Here is a 20,459-nt window from a genome sequence, read left to right as displayed (position 1 = left end):
TACGATGCGGGCAGAGACCCTAGTCGATCGAGCAGGGAACATCAGCTTGCCTAGCATTGAGCCAGGGTAATGAGCTCGAAGGGGCGGTTCTGATGCGATGGCTCAGCAGGCAACGAAACGATACGACTAACTCATCGACCGTTATGGTGGGCCCGGCAGGACTCGAACCTGCAACCAGACCGTTATGAGCGGCCGGCTCTAACCATTGAGCTACAGGCCCCGCCGCGAGACGGCCCGCGGGACTGCGCGGCCGGCAACGGTGCGCGGTTCGTTTACAGGGACGGAGGCGGGGGTGCAATGCTGGCTCGGGCGGATGGAAACGCCGGTGCGGCAAGGTCTTGTGATTTTTGAATAACCGAAATTGGCGATGATGCCCTTATAGTCCTGTTTTGCCCGACGGCGCAAGCCCACCTCGCCGAGCCTTCGCCCTCACCCCCTGGCAATCGCGCCAGGGGGCTCGGTTTTCGATTCTGTAACCCATTGTGATCGCTCGATCTTTCTACTGTGCATGGGGTTGTTTTCGCACATTTATTGGGAGGGGTCTTCCGATCCCCTCCGATGTCGCGTGGCGAGCTGTCGGCTCGCGGCAGTTCCGCAGGCCTAGTCCACCGACACGCCGGCGAACTCCACCACCTTGCGCCACTTCTCGGTCTCGTCGGTGACCAGCTTGCCGAACTCGGCCGGCGTCATCGGCTTGGGGATGCCGCCTGTCTCGGTGAGGCGCGTGACCAGCTTCGGGTCCTTCAGCGCCTCGTTGACGGCCTTGTTGAGGATCTCGATCACATCAGGCGGCGTGCCCTTCGGCGCGGAGATCCCGTAGAAGCCGACCGATTCGAAGCCCGGCACGGTCTCGGCGATCGCGGGCACATCAGGTACGCTCGGCCAGCGCTGCGGCGAGGTCACGCCGAGCGCGCGGACATTGCCGCCCTTGGCCTGCTCCATCGCGGAGGGGAGGTTGTCGAAGATCAGCTGCACCTTGTTGGAGATGATGTCGGGGAAGGCGATCGCAGATCCCCGATAGGGCACGTGCACCATGTCGCACTTGGTCATCACCTTGAACAGCTCCGCCGACATGTGCACCGAGGTGCCGTTGCCGGACGAGGCAAAGGAGATCTTGCCGGGATTGGCCTTGCAGTAGTCGATGAACTCCTGAACCGTCTTCGCCGGGAACGCGTTGGAGACGACCAGCATGTTGGTGAGCTGCATGATGCTCGCCACCGGCACGGTGTCGCGCAAAAAGTCGAACGGCAGCTTCTTGTAGAGCGAGGTCGAGATCGCGTTGTTGGGCGCGACGAACAGCAGCGTGTAGCCGTCCGGCGGCGAGGTGATCGCGGCAGCGGCCGCGATGTTGCCGCCGGAGCCGGTGCGGTTCTCGACGATGAATTGCTGGCCGAGGCGGTCCGACAGCCACTGCGCCATGATCCGCGCCACGATGTCGACCGGGCCGCCGGCGGAAAAGCCGATCAGCCAGTGCACGGGACGGTCGGGATAAGCGGCGGAGGCGGGAGGTGCGGCGCCCAACAGCGTTGAAAGGAAAACCAGCCCGAAAACACTGTTACGCAAAATTCGCAACATGACGCCTCCCATTGTTCTATTGTCGTTGAGCTGCATGCTTTCACAAAAACGGGGCGCTGCCTACATCGCCGCAAGTCGATGTTGACGCGCCCCCGCCGGGACCGACCATGAGATTCGCGATCACCCTTGTTCTCGGCGCGGCGCTGCTTTTTAGCCCCGCCGCCGCTCAAACCGGAGGCAACGCCATTCCGACCACGACACCCAGCCTGACGATCAGCTTGGGCACCGCCACGCCCGGCGGCGGCTTTCCGCTCTATGGCAACGCCTTTGCGCAAGCGATGAACGCGGCCGATCCGCAAGTCACCATCGCCCCGCGCAACACCAAGGGCAGCAACGAGAACATTCCGCTGCTGGAGAAGGGCGAACTCGATCTCGCTCTGGTCGCGGGCGAGCCGGCCTATGAGGCCTTCGCCGGCATCGGCCGCGCGCCGGTACGGTTGAAGATTCTCACGGCGATCTATTCCAACCCCGGCATGTTCGTGGTGCGCGCGGACAGTCGGTACAAGACCATTCGCGATCTCGTGGGTCAGCCCGTTGCATTCGGCGCCAAGGGCTCCGGCCTGCCGATCCTGGCGCGCTACGTGCTCGATGGTCTCGGCTTGAAGCAGGACGAGGACTTCAAGGCGATCTATCTCGACCGCGCCGGCGACGGCCCTGCCATGGTCGAGGATGGCCGTGTCGCAGCACTCTGGGGCGCCGGCATCGGCTGGCCCGGCTTTGCGGCAGTGGCCTCGAGCGCCTCAGGCGCGCGCTTCATCGCGCCTGATACCGAGGAGATCGCGCGCATCCGCGCCAAGCATGCGTTCCTCAAGCCGCTCACCGTGCCGGCCGGCAGCTACCCGACACAGTCCGAGCCGATCGCCTCGCTGGGGTCCTGGAGTTTTGTGCTGACGCGCGAAGATCTGCCCGACGATGTCGCCTACCGGCTGGCGAAGACGCTTCACGCTGTCGAGCCGACATTCTGCAAGCAGCTCGCCCAAGCCTGCGAGACCACGGCCGCGAACACGGTCGCGGCCGCGCCGAAGCCGGAGCTGATCCATCCCGGCGCCGCAAAATACTTCCGGGAAATCGGAGTGCTGAAGTAGCGAGCGGCGGCCCGCTTACTTCCTTCTCCCCTTGCGGGAGAAGGTGGCGCGAAGCGCCGGATGAGGGGTATCTCTCCGCGTATTCAGCGAGAGCTGGTCAAGCGGAGACAACCCCTCACCCGGCTTCGCTTCGCGAATCCACCCTCTCCCGCAAGGGGAGAGGGTGCACCGTCAGCGCGACTTCGCTACGCGGTCACTTCTTCACCATCGCACACGCCGGGTCCGGTGGGCCGAACGCCTTGTCGCCCGAGATCGTCGTGAGGATCTTGTAATAGTCCCACGGATATTTGCTTTCCTCCGGCGTCTTCACCTGCACCAGCCAGAGATCGTGCACCATCAGATTGTCATCGCGTAAGCGGCCGTTGCGGGCGAAGAAATCCTCGATCGGCTTTTCCCGCATCTTGGCTGCGACCTTGAGCGGATCGTCGGTGCCGGTGTCCTTGATGGCGTTGAGATAGTGCATCACGCTCGAATAGACGCCGGCCTGCCACATCGACGGCATCTTGTTCATCTTGGCGAAGTAGCGCTTCGACCATTCGCGGGTCTTGTCGTCCAGGTCCCAATAGAACGAGGTCGTCAGCAACAGCCCTTGGGCCGCCTGCAAACCGAGGCCATGAATGTCGGTGATCAGCGCCAGCAGCGCCGCCATCTGCTGGCCGCCCTTGAACACGCCGAACTCGGAGCCGGTCTTGATCTCGTTCATGTTGTTGGGCGGACCCGCCGCAATGCCGATGATCTTTGCCTTGGAGGACTGCGCCTGCAGCACGAAGGAAGAGAGATCGGGCGTTGCCAGCGGCGGCTTCACCGAGCCCAGCACCTTGCCGCCATTGGCGGTCACGACCGCCGAGGCGTCGCGCTCCAGCGAATGGCCGAAGGCATAGTCGTCGGTGATGAAGAACCAGCTGTCGCCGCCGCGCTTGACCACCGCGTCCGCGGTACCGACCGCGAGCGCGCGGGTGTCGAACACCCACTGGATCGCATAGGGCGAGCAGAACTTGCCGTGGAAATCCGCGGTGCCGGTGGAGTGGGTGATGAACAGCCGCTTCTTCTCGTTGGCCATGTTCTGCACCGCGAGCCCGACCGCGGAGACCGGCACGTCGACGATCAGATCGACCTGGTCGACGTCGTACCAGCGCCGTGCAATCGCGCCGCCGATATCGGCCTTGAGCTGATGGTCGCCGACGACGATGCTGATCGGCTTGCCGAGCACGGTGCCGCCGAAATCGTCGATCGCCATCTGCGCCGCCGTCACCGAGCCCTGGCCGGTCGGCGCGGAGGCCGGACCGTTCATGTCGGTGAGCACGCCGATCTTGACGACGTCGTCGGACACCTGCGCCAATGCGGCGCTCGGCAGCAGTGTTGCTGCCACGAACGTCGCTGCAAAGCCGGCAGCGACCGGCAGTCCAAATCTCGTTGGCTTCACGTTTGTCCTCCCCTGATCCGGCGCGTTGGCCGGTATGCCCCGGGTATGGCCCGGCTGAATTGGTTTCTTTTGCAACTATTTGGGGGCGGGCGTCAACGTCAGCCGGCGAAGCGGATCTGTCCGGCCGGCGAGGGATCGTAGCCGGTCAGCTCCTCGGCGCGCTGGAGCAACCGCTTTTCGCTGAGGAACCGGATCAGGCCCTGCATGGCGGGGCGGAAATAGCTGCGCTGCCGCATCGCGAGGTCGAAGTTCTCCCAGACCAGCGGCACGAAATCGAGGCCGGCCGAGCGCGCCGACGCACGCGTCGCGATTCCGCAATCGGCTTGTCCCGCGCGGACGATCTCGGCGAGATCCGGCCCGGTCAGGGCCGGCGTCTCGATCCGGCGCAAATCGCGCGTCGAGGCGCCGGCGCGCTTCAGCAGCACATCGAGCAGCATCTGCGCGCCCGTGCCCTGCTGTCGCATCGCCATCCTGGCCCCGAGCGCGAGCACCTCGGACAGGCCGCGCAGCCGCTTGGGATTGCCCGGCGGCAGCACGAGACCCTGCTCGCGGCGCACGAACGCGACCAGCAATGCATCATGCAGGTCCGGAGCATCTCGCAGGACCGTCGCATTGGCGTCGGCGGCGAGATTGCCGCCAGCATCGAGGCTGTGGAAGTGCATTGCCACGGCCATCACCTCGTCCCGCTGCAGCCGCTCGAGCCCGCGCGCGCTGCCCTCGCTCATCGATCCCAGGCCCGAGCCGGATTCGCGCAGACCCCAATCCAGAAGCTCGTCCTGGCTGCCGCCGACGACCGGCGGCGGCTCGGCGATCAGCATGCCGGCCGGACGCGCCAGTCCGGACAGCACCCAGAGGTCGAGCTCGTGCCGCGGGAAGAGCCACTTTCCGGTCACCTTGGTGCAGGGGATCGCACCGGTGGTGACGAGTTCGTAAAGCTTGCGTTCGCCGAGCCGAAGATAGTCGGCGGCTTCGCTGGTCGTCAGGAATTCCATCCTGCATTCCTATGCAAATTCTTGCTTCTTTTTGACGTTCGACGCAGGTGGAATTCTGCATTTCAAGTTTTGTCCGCCACGACCATGCCCGATCATCTCGTTGCTTTGCAACACATCCTCACGCGCGATCTCTGCTTTGGTGAACGATCCTGAATCGCTCGCGCGATGCCAATCTTGCGGGCAGTCGCTCGCGCAACTGCAATGGACATTTGCCGCCCCGCGCGTTGCCGAGATTTCCCGAATCGTCGGTGCCCGACGCGGAGGGTAAAGTCTGTCGCCGGTAGTGGTTTGATCCGCGCTCCATCTGTTGTTGTTGGCATCCGGCGCTGCAACGAGCAACAGCGTCACGAGTGCGGCGCAATCGATCATCATCATGATCGCGTCATAGCCAGTGGGAACCCGATCATGGCCGTCCGCCGCCTCTCCGTTGCATTTGCGCTTGTCTGCGGCCTCACCGCAGGCGTTGCTGCGTCATCCGCGGAGGACCGCGCGATCGTGCTCGCCACGACCTCAGCGACGCAGGAGTCCGGCCTGCTCGATTACCTGCTGCCGATCTTCCGTGACAAGACCGGCATCGAGGTGACGGTGATCGCGCGCCGCGCCGACGAGGTGCTCGAGGGGGCACGAAGGGGCGAAGTCGACGTCGTGCTGATGCATGCGCGGCCGCAGGAGGAGAAATTCGTCGCCGACGGTTTTGCCGTGAAGCGCTTCGACGTGATGTACAACGACTATGTGCTGATCGGTCCGAAGAGCGACCCCGCCGGCGTCAAGGGCAAGGACATCGCGACCGCGCTGAAGGCGATCGAGGCCAAGGGCGTACCGTTCGTGACGCGCGGGGACCGCTCGGGCACGCATGCCGCTGAGCTCGCGCTCTGGATCGTGGCCGGCATCGACATCGCCCGCACCAAGGGCGCCTGGTATCGCGAAGCCAAGCAGGACATGGCCTCCGCCCTCGACGCAGCGCGCGCGGCGAACGCCTATGTGCTGTCCGACCGTGGCAGCTGGATCGCTTTTCGGGAACGCGGCGATCTCGACATCGTCGTCGAAGGCGACAAGCGGCTGCTCAATCAGTACGGCGTGATGCTGGTGCACCCTTTGAAGTTTCCGAACGTGAAGAAGGAGCTCGGGCAAGACTTCGTCGACTGGCTGATCTCGCCCGACGGGCAGGCGACGATCGCCGGATACAAGGTCGACGGACAACAGCTGTTCTTCCCCAATGCGGACAAATCGGGCGGCTGACGTTCGCATTGCCAGCGGTTGCCAAACCGGGCGATGCATGGTCCATCATGACGCATGACCCAGCGCCTGCCGCCATCGCTGACGCCGCTCGACACCGCGCTCGCCGCGTTGCTGACAGGGCTTGATCCGCTCGCGCCGGTGGAGTTGCCGCTGAGCGAAGCGGCCGGCTGTATCGCGGCGGGCAATCCGCTGCTCGCGGCCCGACCGTCGCGTGACGTCGCCGCCGCGGACGGCTGGGCGCTATGCGCAAATGATCTGGTCGGCGCGTCCTCCTATTCACCGCTGCCTCTCGCAACAGCGCCCGCCTGGGTCGATGCCGGCGACGCCATGCCGGCGGGATGCGACTGTGTGCTCGATGCCGACGCAGTCGAGCTGTCTGGTCCGCTCGCCCAGGTGTTGGCGGAGGGCGTGCCGGGGCAGGGCATCAGGCGCGCTGGAAGTGACATCGACGGACGCAGGGCTGCCGCGGAAGAGGGGTATCCGGTCGGTCCTGGCGCTCTGCTGCTCGCACGCGCCGCCGGACTGGACCGACTGCGCGTGCGCCGTCCGCGGCTGCGCATTGTCAATGTACCAGGCGCAACGGGGACCATGCACTTGATTGCGGACATAGCACGCGCCGCAGGACTGGATGTGCAAACGAGCGAGGCCGGCGCGCGCGATGCGGGATCGATCGCGGCGGCGTTCGGTGCGCACACCTGCGATCTCCTGCTGACGATCGGCGGCAGCGGTGTCGGTCGCAAGGATGCAGCGGTCACGGCGCTGGCCCAGCATGGTGACGTGATCGCACATGGTCTTGCGCTCCAGCCCGGACGCACCGCCGCGGTCGGGCGGCTCGGAACCATTCCTGTCGTCGCCTTGCCCGGATTGCCCGATCATGCGCTTGCGGTCTGGCTCGCGCTCGTGCTGCCGCTCGTCGACCGGCTGGCGGCGCGGCTGCCGCGCCGACAGATAACCTTGCCGCTCGCGCGAAAAATTGCATCCAGCGTCGGCATCGCCGAAATGGTCCTGCTGGCCGAGGAACATCATGCGTGGGTGCCGCTTGCGGTAGGAGAATGGCCGCTCCAGGCAATTGCCCGCGCAGATGCATGGCTGCTTGTTCCCACCAGTCACGAGGGATTTGCAGCGGGCGCGCCGGTCGATGCTTATCTGATGCGGGAATGATATGGGTTTGGCATGACCATGATCCCGCAATCTCAAGTCCGCAGCGCGCTCGAGCAGGAGCAGTTCCTCAAAATCCTTTCCCGCGAGGAGGCCCTGGCTCGCTTCGAGGCCGCGCTGTTCCCGCGCGCGATCCCAAGCGAAAGACGCAAGCTCGCCGATGCACTCGGCGCGTCGCTCGCTGAAGACATCACTGCGCCAATCGACGTACCGCCGTTCGACCGTTCCAATGTCGACGGCTTCGCGGTGCGCTCAGCGGACCTTGCCACAGCCGGCGAAGGCGCGCCGGTTCGCCTCGGATTGAATGGCGAGACCATTCACTGCGGCACCGTACCGGTGCTGCAAGTGGCGGCGGGAACGGCAACGCCGATTGCCACCGGCGGTCCGCTGCCGCGCGGTGCCGATGCCGTGGTCATGGTCGAGCATACCCAGCCGGCCGGATCGGGTGCGATCGAGGTCCGTCGCGCGGCCTCGCCCGGGCAATTCATATCCTACGCAGGATCCGATATCGCGCGCGGCGAGGCGCTGCTGCGCGCCGGCCCGATCATCGGCTCGCGCGAGGTCGGCATGCTGGCGGCTTGCGGCGTTCCCGAGGTGCGCGTCGTGCGCAAACCTCGTGTTGCCGTGATTTCCACCGGTGACGAACTGGTTCAGCCGGGCGAGGTGCTCGCGCCCGGTGCGATCTTCGACACCAACGGCGCGATCGTCACTGCTGCGATCGACGAGAACGGCGGTGAAGCGGTTTTCCTCGGCGCCATTCCCGACGATGAAGCCCAGCTCGAAGCCGCCATGCGCCGTGCGCTGGCGGATGCCGATATGCTGGTGCTCTCCGGCGGCACGTCGAAGGGCGCGGGCGACCTGTCCCATCGCATCATCAGCCGGCTCGGCCAACCCGGCATCATCGCGCATGGCATTGCGCTCAAGCCCGGCAAGCCGCTGTGCCTTGCGGTGTGCGACGGCAAGCCGGTGGTGATCCTGCCGGGATTTCCGACCTCGGCGATGTTCACCTTCCACGACATGATCGTGCCGGTGCTGCGCAAAATGGCCGGACTGCCCCCGCGCTCCGATGCCAAGGTGAGCGCAATCGTGCCGGTGCGCATTGCTTCCGAGCTCGGCCGCACCGAATTCGTCATGGTCTCGCTGGTCGAAGGCAAGGACGGCTTGATCGCCTATCCCTCCGGCAAGGGGTCCGGTGCGATCACGTCATTCGCGCAGGCCGACGGTTTTCTGCGCATCGACGCGCTCGCCGACCAGATGCCGGCCGGGACCGAGGCCGACGTGACGCTGTTCACGCCGCATGTGCGGGTGCCCGATCTCGTCATCGTCGGCAGCCATTGCACCGGCCTCGATCTCGTCACGGCGCAACTCGCGCATGCCGGCCTGACCGTGCGTTCGATTGCCGTCGGCAGTCTCGGCGGACTTGCGGCGGCACGGCGCGGCGAATGCGATCTGGCGCCGATCCATCTATTCGACGACAAGACCGAGACCTACAATACGCCTTACCTCGTCGAAGGACTCGAGCTCGTGCCAGGCTGGCGAAGGATGCAGGGCATCGTGTTCCGCAAGGGAGACCAGCGTTTCGAAGGCCACAGCGCGAAGGACGCCGTCGTCGCGGCGCTCGCTGATCCCTCCTGCATCGTGGTCAACCGCAACCAGGGCGCCGGCACGCGCATCCTGATCGATCGCTTGCTCGGTGGTGAGCGCCCGGAAGGCTATTGGAACCAGCCACGCTCGCACAATGCGGTGGCCGCGGCGGTCGCACAGCACCGCGCCGACTGGGGCATGACCATTGCGCCCGTCGCCCATGCGGTCGGCCTCGGTTTCATTCCCCTCGCGGAGGAACATTACGACTTCGCGCTGGTCACAGCGCGCAAGCAGCGGCCAGCAGTGCAGGCCTTTCTAGATGCGCTCGGCTCGGACGAGGCTCGCGCGGCACTGGAGGGGGCGGGATTCCGGCCGGCGTAGAGCTTGATTAAGACGCCGCATCCAACGCGGCCAGCCGCTCGGCTTCCGCGATATCCTCGACCGTGTTGGCATTGAAGAACGGATCGAGCGGCTCGGTCGGCCACGTCACCGTCGCGAGCGGGTAGCGCGCGGTCCAGCGGTCGATCTTGCGGAGGTCCTCGACCACCAGCGCGTGACGCAGTTCGTCGCGCAAGCCAACGCGCCACAAGCCGATCACCGGATGCGACTGGCCGCCTGATGCCGCGACGGCGAGCTCGGCATTCGCGGCGAGGCGTTCTTCATGCAAGCGCGCGACCAGATTGCGCGGCAGGAACGGGCAATCGCCGGCGGCACTGAGCACCCACTCCACCTCAGGCCGGTTCGCCGCGGTCCAGTCGAGCGCGGCCAGGATGCCGGCGAGCGGACCGGCAAAGCCGGGCACGTCGTCGGCGACGACCTGCAAACCGAACGCGGCGAAGCGGGCGGGATCGCCGTTGGCATTGAGGATCAGCCCGCTGCATTGGGGCGATAGGCGCGCGATCACGCGTTCCAGGATGGTGCGGCCACCGATGGTGCGCATCGGCTTGTCGCCGCCGCCCATGCGCCGCGCGAGGCCGCCGGCGAGCAGCACGCCTTGCGTGGTCGGAAAGCTAATCGTCACCACCTTCACCCTTGCGCTTGTGCTTGGCCGATTCCTCCTCGACATAAGCGAGGTTCTGGTCGTAGACGATGCGCTCTTGCCCCGACAACGCGATGAACCGTTTGCCGCGTGCGCGGCCGACCAGCGTCAAGCCCACCTGCCGGGCGAGATCGACGCCCCAGGCGGTGAAGCCGGAGCGCGATACCAAAATTGGAATTCCCATGCGGACCGTCTTGATCACCATCTCGGAGGTGAGCCGTCCCGTGGTGTAGAGGATCTTGTCGGACGCATCGACGCCGTGGCGGTACATCCAGCCCGCGATCTTGTCGACGGCGTTGTGACGGCCGACATCCTCGGTGTAGCAGAGCGGCTCGCCCTCCCTGCAGAGCACGCAGCCGTGGATCGCACCGGCCTCCAGATAGAGCGAGGGCATCGTGTTGATGGTCTGAGTCATCTGGTAGAGCCAGGAGGTACGCAGCTCCGCCTTCGGCAACGCGACGCTCTCGACCGCCTCTAGCAGATCGCCGAAGGCGGTGCCCTGCGCGCAGCCCGAAGTCTGCGTGCGCTTCTTCAGCTTGGCTTCGAAATTGGTGTGGTGCTCGGTGCGCACCACCACCACCTGGAGGTCGTCGTCGTATTCGACCTCGGTGACCGCGTCGTTATATTTCAGCATGTTCTGGTTGAGCAAATAGCCCAGCGCCAGATATTCCGGATAGTCGCCGATCGTCATCATGGTGACGATCTCCTGCGAATTCAGGTAGAGCGTCAGCGGGCGCTCCACCGGCACCTTGATCTCGATCCTGGCTCCGGACTGGTCGGTCCCGGTCACGCTCTCGGTGAGGCGCGGGTCCTCGGTGTCGGGGACGATCAGGGGCGCTGGGGCTTTGTCGATCTTCATCATGGCCGCGACGTTAGCATGACATTCGGGTCAAGCCGATATAAGCATGCTAGCGAGAGAACGAAATGCCGCCTATTCGTCATTGCGAGCGAAGCGAAGCAATCCAGGCTGCCGCCGTGGATGCATTCCTGGATTGCTTCGCTGCGCTCGCAATGACGGAGGAGAGACTGGTTCCATCAAGGACCGGGTCGCTCGCGGAGACGGAGCTGGAATGAAAGTCATCGGCCTTGCAGGCTGGAGCGGTGCGGGCAAGACCACGCTGTTGACGCGGCTGATCCCGCATTTCAATGCGCTTGGCTTGCGCGTCTCGGTCATCAAGCATGCGCACCACCGGTTCGACGTCGACGTTCCCGGCAAGGATTCCTGGCGCCATCGCGAGGCCGGCGCAGCCGAGGTGCTGGTTGCTTCGTCAAATCGCTGGGCGCTGATGCACGAATTGCGCGGGGCGATGGAGCCGCGTCTGCCGGAACTGTTGAGCAAATTGTCGGCCGTCGATCTCGTCGTCGTCGAGGGTTTCAAGCGCGAGCCGCATCGCAAGATCGAAGTGCATCGCGCCGCCAACGACAAGCCGTTGCTGTTTCCCGATGATCCCGGAATTTTCGGGATCGCGGCTGACGTTGCCATTGAAACCCGACTGCCGACCGTCCATCTCGACGATATCGCCGCAGCCGCGGAATTGCTGCTTCTCGCGGCGATGCCGGTCGAGGAAGCGGTCGCGAAAAGCGCCGCGATGCGCTGACGAGGCACCATGGCGCAACTGTCGGACGATTGTTTTGCCTTCGGCGGACCGATGATGTCGGTCGACGAGGCCGTTGGTCTGATCACGACGCGCGTCAACGCGATTGTCGATCTCGAAACCGTGGCGCTCATCGATGCTGATGGGCGCGTGCTGGCCCGCGATATCGCGGCGCCGCTGCCGCTGCCGCCGTTCACCAATTCCGCTGTCGATGGCTACGCCGTGCGCAACGCAGATATTCCGGACGGCGTTGAACGGGCACTCCCGCTCGACGGCCGCATCCAGGCCGGAGGTCTGGCACTGGCGCCGATCAAGGCCGGCCACACCGCGCGCATCTTCACCGGCGCGCCGATGCCGCCGGAGGCTGAAACCGTCTTCATGCAGGAAGACGTCCGCGTCGATGATACCGGCCGAATTGTGCTGCCGCCGGGGCTGAAGCCGGGCGCGAATGTCCGCCCTGCGGGAGAGGACATTCCCCAAGGCCACATCGCGCTACGCGCAGGCCAGCGCTTGCTGCCGCAACATGTCGCGCTTGCGGCGGCGTTCGGCCTTGTCAGGCTCGACGTCGTCAGGCGCATCCGCGTCGCAGTGTTCTCGACCGGTGACGAACTCGCCTCGCCCGGCGAGCCGCGCGCGGCCTCGCAGCTGTTCGATTCCAATCGCTTTATGCTAATGGCGATGCTGCACCGGCTCGGCTGCGACGTCAGCGATCTCGGCATCTTGCGCGACGAGCGGGCGTTGCTCGCGAATGGCTTGAAGCAAGTCGCAGGCACGCATGATCTGATCCTCACCACCGGCGGCGTCTCGACCGGGGAAGAGGATCACGTCAAGGCGGCGGTCGAGAGCATCGGCTCGCTGGTGTTTTGGAGGATGGCGATCAAGCCGGGACGGCCCGTGGCGATGGGCATCATCGAGGGCACGCCGCTGATCGGATTGCCGGGCAATCCCGTCGCGAGTTTCGTCACCTTCGTGCATGTGGTGCGGCCCACGGTGCTGGCGCTTGCGGGCAGCCTGCCGGCGCGGCCGTTGCCGATCCCGGTGCGTGCGGCATTCACCTACAAGAAGAAGGCGGGTCGACGGGAATATGTTCGCGCCTCCTTGCGGCGCACGCAGGACGGCGCACTCGAGGCAATCAAGTTCCCACGCGAGGGGGCTGGGCTGTTGTCCTCACTAGTCGACACCCACGGCCTTATCGAGCTCGATGAGGAGGTCACGCATGTCGAGCCGGGGCAGAGCGTGGGTTTCTTGTCCTATGCCGATCTGCTCTGAGTCGGGGCGTTGTGCCTTGGCGTTGACGCCATCGGCCCCTCCCGCCATGTTGCGTCGATGACCAGAACGACGCTCGATCTCACCGGACTGAAATGCCCGCTGCCCGCCCTGAAGACGCGCAAAGCGCTGAAGCCGCTGCAGCCGGGCGATCAGCTCGAAGTGTACTGCACCGATCCCTTGTCGGTGATTGACATTCCGAACCTGATCCGAGAGACCGGCGACACGGTGGAGATCACCGAGCGCAACGATGCGCGCATCGTGTTCTTGATAGAGAAGGCCGATCGCTCGATAGAAAACATCAATGGTGCGCTGCCCACTTAACCGGCGGTCACTCGGTTGATACCTACCTTTTGTCTATCGACATCGATCATCACTTCTGCCCCAATTGACGTTCTCCGCCGAGATGCGGAGGTCGAGTCTTGCCTGCGATCCGCGGAGCAAATGGGCCGTCGAAAGAAGCCCGGCCGTGGCGTCGGGCATAGTCCCCACGGTTAGGGGTTAAACGTCTCGGATGCGCGTGATGATCCTGGCGCGCGTCGATCATTATGCGGGGCAGCAGGGACAAAGGCTGCGCTGCAGGCTGAGGAACAGGACCGTCGTGGCAGGCCGCTCAGAAGGGCGGCTTTAGGGGAGGAATGCATGTCTACCATCGAGAGCGCGGGAACACTTTCGGGTGCCGGCGCAGGTTTTCTGGATCGCGAGCGGACCATCGCGACCGCCGGGTTCAATCGCTGGCTGGTGCCGCCGGCTGCGCTGTGCATCCATCTCTGCATCGGCATGGCCTACGGCTTCTCGGTGTTCTGGCTGCCGCTGTCGCGCGCGATCGGCGTGACCGCGCCGAAGGCGTGCGCAGAGATGTCGCTGTTTCAGGAGCTGTTCACGACCAGCTGCGACTGGAAGGTCGCCAGCATGGGGTGGATGTACACGCTCTTTTTCGTGCTGCTCGGTATCGCGGCTGCGGTCTGGGGCGGCTGGCTGGAGCGCGTAGGCCCGCGCAAGGCCGGCTTCGTCTCGGCGCTGTGCTGGTGCGGCGGCCTCTTCCTTGGTGCGATCGGGGTTTACACCCATCAGCTCTGGCTGTTGTGGCTGGGTTCCGGCGTGATCGGCGGCATCGGTCTCGGCCTTGGCTATATCTCGCCGGTGTCGACGCTGGTGAAGTGGTTCCCGGATCGCCGCGGCATGGCGACCGGCATGGCCATCATGGGCTTCGGCGGCGGCGCCATGATCGGCGCGCCGCTGGCGAACCTCTTGATGAACTACTTCAAGACCCCGACCTCGGTCGGCGTCTGGGAGACCTTCGTCGCGATGGGCGTCATCTACTTCGTGTTCATGATGATCGGCGCGTTCCGCTATCGCTTGCCGCCGCCCGGCTGGCAGCCCGAGGGCTGGACCGCGCCGTCGAAGGCCAACGCGATGATCTCGAAGGCCAACGTCCATCTCAACGACGCGCACAAGACGCCGCAATTCTGGCTGATCTGGTGGGTGCTCTGCCTGAACGTCTCGGCCGGCATCGGCGTGATCGGCATGGCCTCGCCGATGCTCCAGGAGATCTTCGCCGGCAAGCTGATCGGCCTGCCGGAGGTGGGCTTCAACGCACTCGATGCGGGGCAGAAGGCGCAGATCGCCGCGATCGCCGCGGGCTTCGCCGGATTGCTGTCGCTGTTCAACATCGGCGGCCGCTTCTTCTGGGCATCGCTGTCGGACAAGATCGGTCGCAAGAATACCTACTATACGTTCTTCATCCTCGGCATCGTGCTTTACGCGCTGGCGCCGACTTTTGCGGCGATGGGTTCGAAGCTCCTGTTCGTGCTTGGCTTCGGCATCATCCTGTCGATGTATGGCGGCGGCTTCGCCACCGTGCCGGCCTACCTCGCCGACATGTTCGGAACCCAGTTCGTCGGCGCCATCCACGGCCGGCTGCTGACGGCGTGGTCCACCGCGGGCATCATCGGCCCCGTCGTCGTCAACTACATCCGCGAGTTCCAGCTCGCGGCCGGCGTGCCGCGCGATCAGCTCTACAACACGACCATGTACATCCTCTGTGCGATGCTGATCGCAGGTTTGATCTGCAATTATCTGATCAAGCCGGTCGATTCGAAATGGCACATGAAGGAGGCCGATGTCGCCAAGTTGCAGGCTGCAAGCGCCAACGCCGCCGCCGCTGGGCCGCACGGCTCCTACGGCATCGGATTTGGCGGGCTTGACGCCAAGGCGGCGCTGTTCTGGGCCTTCGTCGGCGTTCCCCTACTTTGGGGTGTCTGGAAGACATTGGAGAGCGCGGTCAAAATCTTCTGACCGCCGTTGAGACAGAGGCGGGATGCTCATCAGGCGTCCCGCTTCGTTGGCCTTTCAGACATCATAAGGAATGGGACTTAGGGGGATTGAAATGATTCGCACTCGAACTTGCCTTCGCATTTGCCTTGCGGCCGTGCTGCTCGTCGCTGGGCTTCATACCGCATCCGCGCAGACGACAACGACACCGGCGGCGCCTGCTGCAACGACCGAAGCAAAGCCTGGCAAGATGAAGCTCACCATGCAGAAGCTGAAAGACATGAAGGCGAAATGGGCAGCCAACAAGCCGAAGCTCAAGGCCTGCCGCGCCGACGTGAAAGCCAAGGGCCTCGCCGGGGATGACCGCTGGTTCTACATCGAAGAGTGCATGAGCAAGACCTGAGATCGGGTTCCGTCCGACGCTTGCGTAAAGGGGCATGGCGGGCGACCGCCTGCCTCCTAAATCATTCTAGAGACGCTCTAAATTGTCTTGCATCTGGCATACCAGAGACTAGAGTTGCGTCGAATTTGGCTTGGTCGGCGGGGCGCAGGAACTGCTGGTTCCGTTGATCGAGTCGAGAAATGAAGACTGATCGCTGTGGCGATCCGGCCTAAACTCATCACGCATTTGAAGAGAACGCGACGTCTCCATGAGCAGCAACGACGACGTTCACAAGGTTCGCGAGTTCGAACATCCCGGCCAGGGACGGAAGCGCGCCAAATCCACGCCCAAGGGACGGCAGGTCGATCCCACCGCCGCGCACGAGATCGAGCAGCTGCTCGGCGACAGGCCGCGGCGGCGCGACCTGTTGATCGAATATCTGCATCTGATCCAGGACAAGTATCGCCAGATCTCGGCCGCCCACCTCGCCGCGCTCGCCGATGAGATGAAGCTCGCGTTCGCCGAGGTGTTCGAGACCGCAACCTTCTATGCGCATTTCGACGTGGTGAAGGAAGGCGAGCCCGATATCGCGCCGCTGACGATCCGCGTCTGCGACTCGCTGACCTGCGCGATGCTCGGCGGAGAGAAGCTGCTCGCCGATTTGCAGGATGCGTCCGGTCCCGGCATCCGCGTGGTGCGTGCGCCCTGCGTCGGCCGCTGCGACACGGCGCCTGCCGCGGAAGTCGGACACAACTTCGTCGATCACGCTACGGTCGGCAATGTCATGGCGGCGGCGAAGGCTGGCGACACCCACGCGCATCTGCCCAAATATATCGGCTATGAGGCCTATGTCGCCGGCGGCGGCTACAAGCTGCTCAATCGCCTGCGCTCGGGCGAGCTACCGACGGACGACCTGCTGAAGGCACTCGACGACGCCTCGTTGCGCGGTCTCGGCGGCGCCGGATTCCCCACGGGACGTAAATGGCGCGCGGTGCTTGGTGAACCCGGCCCGCGGCTGATGGCGATTAACGGCGACGAGGGCGAGCCCGGCACGTTCAAGGATCGCGTCTATCTCGAGAGCGACCCGCACCGCTTCCTCGAGGGCATGCTGATCGGCGCCCATGTGGTGCAGGCCTCGGATATCTACATCTACCTCCGCGACGAATATCCGGCGTCGCGCGAAATCCTCGAACGCGAGATTGCTAAGCTCCCGCCGGGCGGTCCGACGCTGCACATGCGCCGCGGCGCCGGCGCCTATATCTGCGGTGAGGAATCCTCGCTGCTGGAAAGCATCGAGGGCAAGCGCGGTCTGCCCAGGCACAAGCCGCCATATCCATTCCAGGTCGGCCTGTTCGGCCTGCCGACGTTGATCAACAACATCGAGACGTTGTGGTGGGTGCGCGACATCGTCGAGAAGGGCGCCGACTGGTGGAAGGGCCACGGGCGGCATGAGCGGCACGGCCTGCGCAGCTTCTCGGTCTCCGGTCGCGTCAAGAATCCCGGCATGAAGCTCGCGCCTGCTGGCATCACCGTGCGCGAGCTGATCGAGGAATATTGCGGCGGCATGGCCGACGGTCATCAGTTCTACGCGTACCTGCCAGGTGGTGCGTCCGGCGGCATCCTGCCGGCGGCGATGGACGACATCCCGCTCGATTTCGGCACGCTGGAAAAATACGGCTGCTTCATCGGCTCGGCCGCGATCGTGATCCTGTCGCAAAAGGACAGCGTGCGCGCGGCCGCGTTGAACTTGATGAAGTTCTTCGAAGACGAGAGCTGCGGCCAATGCACGCCGTGTCGCGTCGGAACCCAGAAGGCCGCACTGCTGATGCAGCAACCGGTCTGGAACCGCGCTCTCCTGGACGAATTGAGCCAGGCGATGCGCGATGCCTCGATCTGCGGGCTTGGACAGGCGGCATCTAACCCTCTCTCCACCGTGATCAAATATTTCCCTGACGAGTTCAAGGAAGCGGCCGAATGACGAAGATTACGTTCGAGCTCGACGGCAAGCAGGTCGAGGCCAATGCAGGCGAGACGATCTGGCAAGTCGCAAAACGGCAGGGCCGCGAGATTCCGCATCTGTGCTATTCGCCCGCGCCGGACTATCGCCCCGACGGCAATTGCCGCGCCTGCATGGTCGAGATCGAAGGCGAGCGCGTGCTCGCGGCGTCCTGCAAGCGCACGCCATCGGTCGGAATGAAGGTGAAGACCGAGAGCGCGCGCGCTGTTTCCGCGCAAAAAATGGTCATGGAGCTGCTTGTTGCCGATCAACCGGCGCGCGAGACCTCGCACGATCCGGAATCCAAATTCTGGCACTGGGCCGAAACCACGGGAGTCACCGAGAGCCGCTTCCCCGCCGCCGAGCGTTGGGCGACCGACGCCAGTCATCCGGCGATGCGCGTCAATCTCGATGCCTGCATCCAGTGCGGCCTGTGCGTGCGCGCCTGCCGCGAGGTCCAGGTCAACGACGTCATCGGCATGGCCTATCGTAGCCACGGCTCGAAAATCGTGTTCGATTTCGACGATCCCATGGGCGAGTCCACCTGCGTCGCTTGCGGCGAATGCGTGCAGGCCTGTCCGACCGGAGCGCTGATGCCGGCCGTAATGCTGGACGAGAAGCAGACCCGCGTCACCTATGCCGACAAGAAGGTGGATTCGCTCTGTCCGTTCTGCGGCGTCGGTTGCCAGGTGACCTATGAGGTCAAGGACGAGAAGGTGATCTATGCCGAGGGCCGCGATGGCCCGGCCAACCGCAACCGTCTCTGCGTCAAGGGCCGCTTCGGCTTCGACTACATCCACCATCCGCATCGCCTGACCAAGCCGCTGGTGCGGCTGCCGAATGCGAAGAAGGATTCCAACGACCAGGTCGATCCCGCCAATCCGTTCACGCATTTCCGCGAAGCTAGCTGGGAAGAAGCGCTCGACATCGCGGCCAAGGGCCTCGTCAAGATCCGCGACGAGAACGGCGTGAAGGCGCTGGCGGGCTTCGGCTCGGCGAAGGGCTCCAACGAGGAGGCCTATCTGTTCCAGAAGCTGGTGCGCACCGGCTTCGGGTCCAACAACGTCGACCATTGCACCCGTCTGTGCCACGCCTCGTCGGTCGCGGCGCTGTTCGAAGGCCTGAGCTCGGGAGCGGTGTCCGCGCCGTTCTCGGCTGCGATGGACGCCGAGGTCATCATCGTGATTGGCGCCAACCCGACCGTGAACCATCCGGTCGCCGCAACCTTTATCAAGAACGCGGTCAAGGAGAACGGCGCAAAGCTGTTCGTCATGGACCCGCGCCGGCAGACGCTGTCGCGCCATGCGACCAAGCATCTGCAGTTCAAGCCCGGCTCCGACGTCGCCATGCTGAACGCGATGATCCACACGATCATCACCGAAGGGCTGACCGACGATCAGTACATCGCCGGCTATACCGAGGGGTTCGAGGACCTCAAGGAGAAGATCAAGGAGTTCACGCCGGAGAAGATGGAGCCGATCTGCGGCATCCCGGCGCAGACCCTGCGTGAGGTCGCGCGAACCTATGCACGGGCAAAATCGTCGATCATCTTCTGGGGCATGGGCATCAGCCAGCATGTCCACGGCACCGACAATGCGCGCTGCCTGATTGCGCTGGCGCTGATCACCGGCCAGGTCGGTCGCCCCGGCACCGGCCTGCATCCGCTGCGCGGCCAGAACAACGTGCAGGGTGCTTCCGATGCCGGTCTGATCCCGATGTTCCTGCCGGACTATCAGCCGGTCGGCCGCGACGACATGCGCGGTGCCTTCGAGAAGCTGTGGGGCCAGGATCTCGATCCCGTCCGCGGCCTGACAGTAGTCGAGATCATGAACGCGATCCATGCCGGCGAGATCACGGGCATGTATATCGAGGGCGAGAACCCCGCGATGTCCGATCCCGATCTCCAGCATGCGCGCCAGGCGCTTGCCATGCTCGATCATCTCGTGGTGCAGGATCTCTTCGTCACCGAGACCGCGTTCCACGCCGACGTCATCCTGCCGGCCTCGGCGTTTGCCGAAAAGGAAGGCTCATTCACCAACACCGATCGCCGCGTGCAGCTCGCGCGCCAGGTGATCAAGCCGCCCGGCGATGCGCGGCAGGATCTCTGGATCATCCAGGAGATCGGCAAGCGCATGGGCCTGCCGTGGAATTATGCCGGTCCCGGCGACGTCTTCACCGAGATGGCAGAGCTGATGCCGTCGTTGAAGAACATCACCTGGGAGCGGCTGGTCCGCGAGGGCGCGGTCACCTATCCCGTCGATGGTCCCGACATGCCTGGTAACGAGATCATCTTCACCACGGGCTTCCCGACCGCGAGCGGCCGCGGCAAGATCGTTCCGGCTCACGTCATACCGCCGGACGAGATCCCCGACGCCGAATATCCGATGGTGCTCTCGACCGGCCGCGTGCTGGAGCATTGGCACACCGGCTCCATGACCCGCCGCGCGCAGGTGCTCGACCAGATCGAGCCCGAGGCGGTCGCGTTTATGTCGCCAAAGGACATGCACAGGAAGAAGCTTGCGCCGGGCGATTTCATTCGGCTCGAGACCCGCCGCGGCGCGGTCGAGGTCAAGGTCCGCTCCGACCGCGACGTTCCCGAGAACATGGTCTTCATGCCGTTCTGCTACGCGGAGGCGGCGGCGAATTTGTTGACCAACCCAGCGCTCGATCCGTTCGGCAAGATCCCGGAGTTCAAGTTCTGCGCGGCGAGAGCCGAGCGCGCCGAGTTGCGGGACGCGGCGGAGTAGGGCGCGCCGTCATTGCGAGCGAAGCGAAGCAATCCAGACTGCCTCCGCGGCAAGATTCTGGATTGCTTCGTCGCTTCGCTCCTCGCAATGACGGTGATAAACCT

17 protein-coding genes and 1 tRNA gene are annotated in these 20,459 nt (G+C 64.6%); 11 read left to right on the top strand and 7 right to left on the bottom strand.

Going from position 1 to position 20,459, the window contains the following annotated elements; translation table 11 throughout:
• Nucleotides 1–144: 144 nt before the first annotated feature.
• Nucleotides 145–220: transfer RNA gene (locus tag ABIC03_RS35830), tRNA-Ile, on the bottom strand.
• A 380-nt stretch (nt 221–600) separates the two neighbouring features.
• A complete protein-coding gene (locus ABIC03_RS35825) occupies nt 601–1,575 on the bottom strand; it encodes a Bug family tripartite tricarboxylate transporter substrate binding protein (protein ID WP_354065217.1) in 975 nt (324 codons plus the stop codon).
• 107 nt (nt 1,576–1,682) lie between these two features.
• Between ABIC03_RS35825 and ABIC03_RS35820 the strand changes: the two genes are divergently transcribed.
• Nucleotides 1,683–2,660 carry a TAXI family TRAP transporter solute-binding subunit gene (locus ABIC03_RS35820; RefSeq protein ID WP_354065215.1) on the top strand — a complete coding sequence of 326 codons (978 nt, stop codon included), beginning with the start codon at nt 1,683–1,685 and terminating at the stop codon, nt 2,658–2,660.
• 193 nt (nt 2,661–2,853) lie between these two features.
• Here the strand turns inward: ABIC03_RS35820 and ABIC03_RS35815 are convergent, their stop codons facing one another.
• The 3 genes from ABIC03_RS35815 to ABIC03_RS35805 all read right to left on the bottom strand — a co-directional run bounded on the left by ABIC03_RS35815 (nt 2,854) and on the right by ABIC03_RS35805 (nt 5,450).
• Complete coding sequence (locus tag ABIC03_RS35815) at nt 2,854–4,083, bottom strand: ABC transporter substrate-binding protein (RefSeq protein ID WP_354065213.1); 1,230 nt, start codon at nt 4,081–4,083, stop codon at nt 2,854–2,856.
• A gap of 98 nt (nt 4,084–4,181) precedes the next feature.
• Nucleotides 4,182–5,075, bottom strand: coding sequence for a substrate-binding domain-containing protein (locus ABIC03_RS35810; RefSeq protein ID WP_354065211.1), 894 nt, complete (start codon nt 5,073–5,075; stop codon nt 4,182–4,184).
• A gap of 9 nt (nt 5,076–5,084) precedes the next feature.
• Nucleotides 5,085–5,450 (bottom strand): hypothetical protein, encoded by a 366-nt coding sequence (locus ABIC03_RS35805; RefSeq protein WP_354065209.1) that lies wholly within the window; start codon nt 5,448–5,450, stop codon nt 5,085–5,087.
• A gap of 30 nt (nt 5,451–5,480) precedes the next feature.
• Here ABIC03_RS35805 and ABIC03_RS35800 point away from each other — a divergent pair, with 30 nt between their 5' ends.
• The 3 genes from ABIC03_RS35800 to ABIC03_RS35790 are packed head-to-tail and all read left to right on the top strand — an operon-like array spanning nt 5,481 to nt 9,437.
• On the top strand, nt 5,481–6,314 hold the full coding sequence (locus ABIC03_RS35800) for an ABC transporter substrate-binding protein (RefSeq protein WP_354065207.1): 834 nt from the start codon (nt 5,481–5,483) through the stop codon (nt 6,312–6,314).
• A 54-nt stretch (nt 6,315–6,368) separates the two neighbouring features.
• The gene (locus ABIC03_RS35795) at nt 6,369–7,475 is read left to right on the top strand and encodes a molybdopterin-binding protein (protein ID WP_354065205.1); all 1,107 of its coding nucleotides are present in this window, start codon (nt 6,369–6,371) and stop codon (nt 7,473–7,475) included.
• 12 nt (nt 7,476–7,487) lie between these two features.
• Complete coding sequence (locus ABIC03_RS35790; protein WP_354065203.1) at nt 7,488–9,437, top strand: molybdopterin biosynthesis protein; 1,950 nt, start codon at nt 7,488–7,490, stop codon at nt 9,435–9,437.
• Nucleotides 9,438–9,444: 7 nt separating this feature from the next.
• Here ABIC03_RS35790 and mobA read toward each other — a convergent pair whose 3' ends face one another.
• Together mobA and fdhD are read right to left on the bottom strand one after the other, a co-directional pair.
• Nucleotides 9,445–10,122, bottom strand: coding sequence for a molybdenum cofactor guanylyltransferase MobA (mobA, locus tag ABIC03_RS35785; RefSeq protein WP_354065201.1), 678 nt, complete (start codon nt 10,120–10,122; stop codon nt 9,445–9,447).
• Nucleotides 10,067–10,957 carry a formate dehydrogenase accessory sulfurtransferase FdhD gene (fdhD, locus tag ABIC03_RS35780; protein ID WP_275172111.1) on the bottom strand — a complete coding sequence of 297 codons (891 nt, stop codon included), beginning with the start codon at nt 10,955–10,957 and terminating at the stop codon, nt 10,067–10,069. The genes mobA and fdhD overlap by 56 nt, the downstream gene beginning before the upstream one ends.
• A gap of 208 nt (nt 10,958–11,165) precedes the next feature.
• On the opposite strand from fdhD, the gene mobB reads away from it, so the two are divergent.
• The 7 genes from mobB (at nt 11,166) to fdhF (ending at nt 20,355) form a co-directional block, all read left to right on the top strand.
• On the top strand, nt 11,166–11,693 hold the full coding sequence (gene mobB / locus ABIC03_RS35775; protein ID WP_354065198.1) for a molybdopterin-guanine dinucleotide biosynthesis protein B: 528 nt from the start codon (nt 11,166–11,168) through the stop codon (nt 11,691–11,693).
• Between the two features lie 9 nt (nt 11,694–11,702).
• The gene (locus ABIC03_RS35770; protein WP_354065196.1) at nt 11,703–12,959 is read left to right on the top strand and encodes a molybdopterin molybdotransferase MoeA; all 1,257 of its coding nucleotides are present in this window, start codon (nt 11,703–11,705) and stop codon (nt 12,957–12,959) included.
• Nucleotides 12,960–13,016: 57 nt separating this feature from the next.
• Nucleotides 13,017–13,280 carry a sulfurtransferase TusA family protein gene (locus ABIC03_RS35765; protein WP_007606513.1) on the top strand — a complete coding sequence of 88 codons (264 nt, stop codon included), beginning with the start codon at nt 13,017–13,019 and terminating at the stop codon, nt 13,278–13,280.
• A gap of 318 nt (nt 13,281–13,598) precedes the next feature.
• Complete coding sequence (locus ABIC03_RS35760) at nt 13,599–15,254, top strand: OFA family MFS transporter (protein WP_354065193.1); 1,656 nt, start codon at nt 13,599–13,601, stop codon at nt 15,252–15,254.
• A gap of 91 nt (nt 15,255–15,345) precedes the next feature.
• The gene (locus ABIC03_RS35755) at nt 15,346–15,633 is read left to right on the top strand and encodes a hypothetical protein (RefSeq protein ID WP_354065191.1); all 288 of its coding nucleotides are present in this window, start codon (nt 15,346–15,348) and stop codon (nt 15,631–15,633) included.
• Between the two features lie 247 nt (nt 15,634–15,880).
• On the top strand, nt 15,881–17,590 hold the full coding sequence (locus ABIC03_RS35750; RefSeq protein ID WP_354065189.1) for an NADH-ubiquinone oxidoreductase-F iron-sulfur binding region domain-containing protein: 1,710 nt from the start codon (nt 15,881–15,883) through the stop codon (nt 17,588–17,590).
• Nucleotides 17,587–20,355: a formate dehydrogenase subunit alpha gene (gene fdhF / locus ABIC03_RS35745; protein WP_354065187.1), complete on the top strand. Its 2,769-nt coding sequence runs from the start codon at nt 17,587–17,589 to the stop codon at nt 20,353–20,355. Before ABIC03_RS35750 ends, fdhF begins: the two co-directional genes overlap by 4 nt.
• The last annotated feature ends 104 nt before the right edge of the window (nt 20,356–20,459 follow it).

Source organism: Bradyrhizobium sp. RT6a (assembly GCF_040547675.1).
Lineage (GTDB): Bacteria > Pseudomonadota > Alphaproteobacteria > Rhizobiales > Xanthobacteraceae > Bradyrhizobium.
The sequence above is the reverse complement of the archived record's forward strand: the minus strand, read 5'-3'. Positions and strand labels throughout refer to the sequence as shown.

Bases quoted from the DNA above. Each gene is read 5' to 3' on its own strand.
- ABIC03_RS35825 (WP_354065217.1), bottom strand. From the start codon at position 1,575: ATGTTGCGAATTTTGCGTAACAGTGTTTTCGGGCTGGTTTTCCTTTCA.
- ABIC03_RS35820 (WP_354065215.1), top strand. From the start codon at position 1,683: ATGAGATTCGCGATCACCCTTGTTCTCGGCGCGGCGCTGCTTTTTAGC.
- ABIC03_RS35810 (WP_354065211.1), bottom strand. From the start codon at position 5,075: ATGGAATTCCTGACGACCAGCGAAGCCGCCGACTATCTTCGGCTCGGC.
- ABIC03_RS35805 (WP_354065209.1), bottom strand. From the start codon at position 5,450: ATGATGATGATCGATTGCGCCGCACTCGTGACGCTGTTGCTCGTTGCA.
- ABIC03_RS35800 (WP_354065207.1), top strand. From the start codon at position 5,481: ATGGCCGTCCGCCGCCTCTCCGTTGCATTTGCGCTTGTCTGCGGCCTC.
- ABIC03_RS35795 (WP_354065205.1), top strand. From the start codon at position 6,369: ATGACCCAGCGCCTGCCGCCATCGCTGACGCCGCTCGACACCGCGCTC.
- ABIC03_RS35790 (WP_354065203.1), top strand. From the start codon at position 7,488: ATGACCATGATCCCGCAATCTCAAGTCCGCAGCGCGCTCGAGCAGGAG.
- mobA (WP_354065201.1), bottom strand. From the start codon at position 10,122: ATGTCGAGGAGGAATCGGCCAAGCACAAGCGCAAGGGTGAAGGTGGTG.
- fdhD (WP_275172111.1), bottom strand. From the start codon at position 10,957: ATGATGAAGATCGACAAAGCCCCAGCGCCCCTGATCGTCCCCGACACC.
- mobB (WP_354065198.1), top strand. From the start codon at position 11,166: ATGAAAGTCATCGGCCTTGCAGGCTGGAGCGGTGCGGGCAAGACCACG.
- ABIC03_RS35770 (WP_354065196.1), top strand. From the start codon at position 11,703: ATGGCGCAACTGTCGGACGATTGTTTTGCCTTCGGCGGACCGATGATG.
- ABIC03_RS35765 (WP_007606513.1), top strand. From the start codon at position 13,017: ATGACCAGAACGACGCTCGATCTCACCGGACTGAAATGCCCGCTGCCC.
- ABIC03_RS35760 (WP_354065193.1), top strand. From the start codon at position 13,599: ATGTCTACCATCGAGAGCGCGGGAACACTTTCGGGTGCCGGCGCAGGT.
- ABIC03_RS35755 (WP_354065191.1), top strand. From the start codon at position 15,346: ATGATTCGCACTCGAACTTGCCTTCGCATTTGCCTTGCGGCCGTGCTG.
- ABIC03_RS35750 (WP_354065189.1), top strand. From the start codon at position 15,881: ATGAGCAGCAACGACGACGTTCACAAGGTTCGCGAGTTCGAACATCCC.
- fdhF (WP_354065187.1), top strand. From the start codon at position 17,587: ATGACGAAGATTACGTTCGAGCTCGACGGCAAGCAGGTCGAGGCCAAT.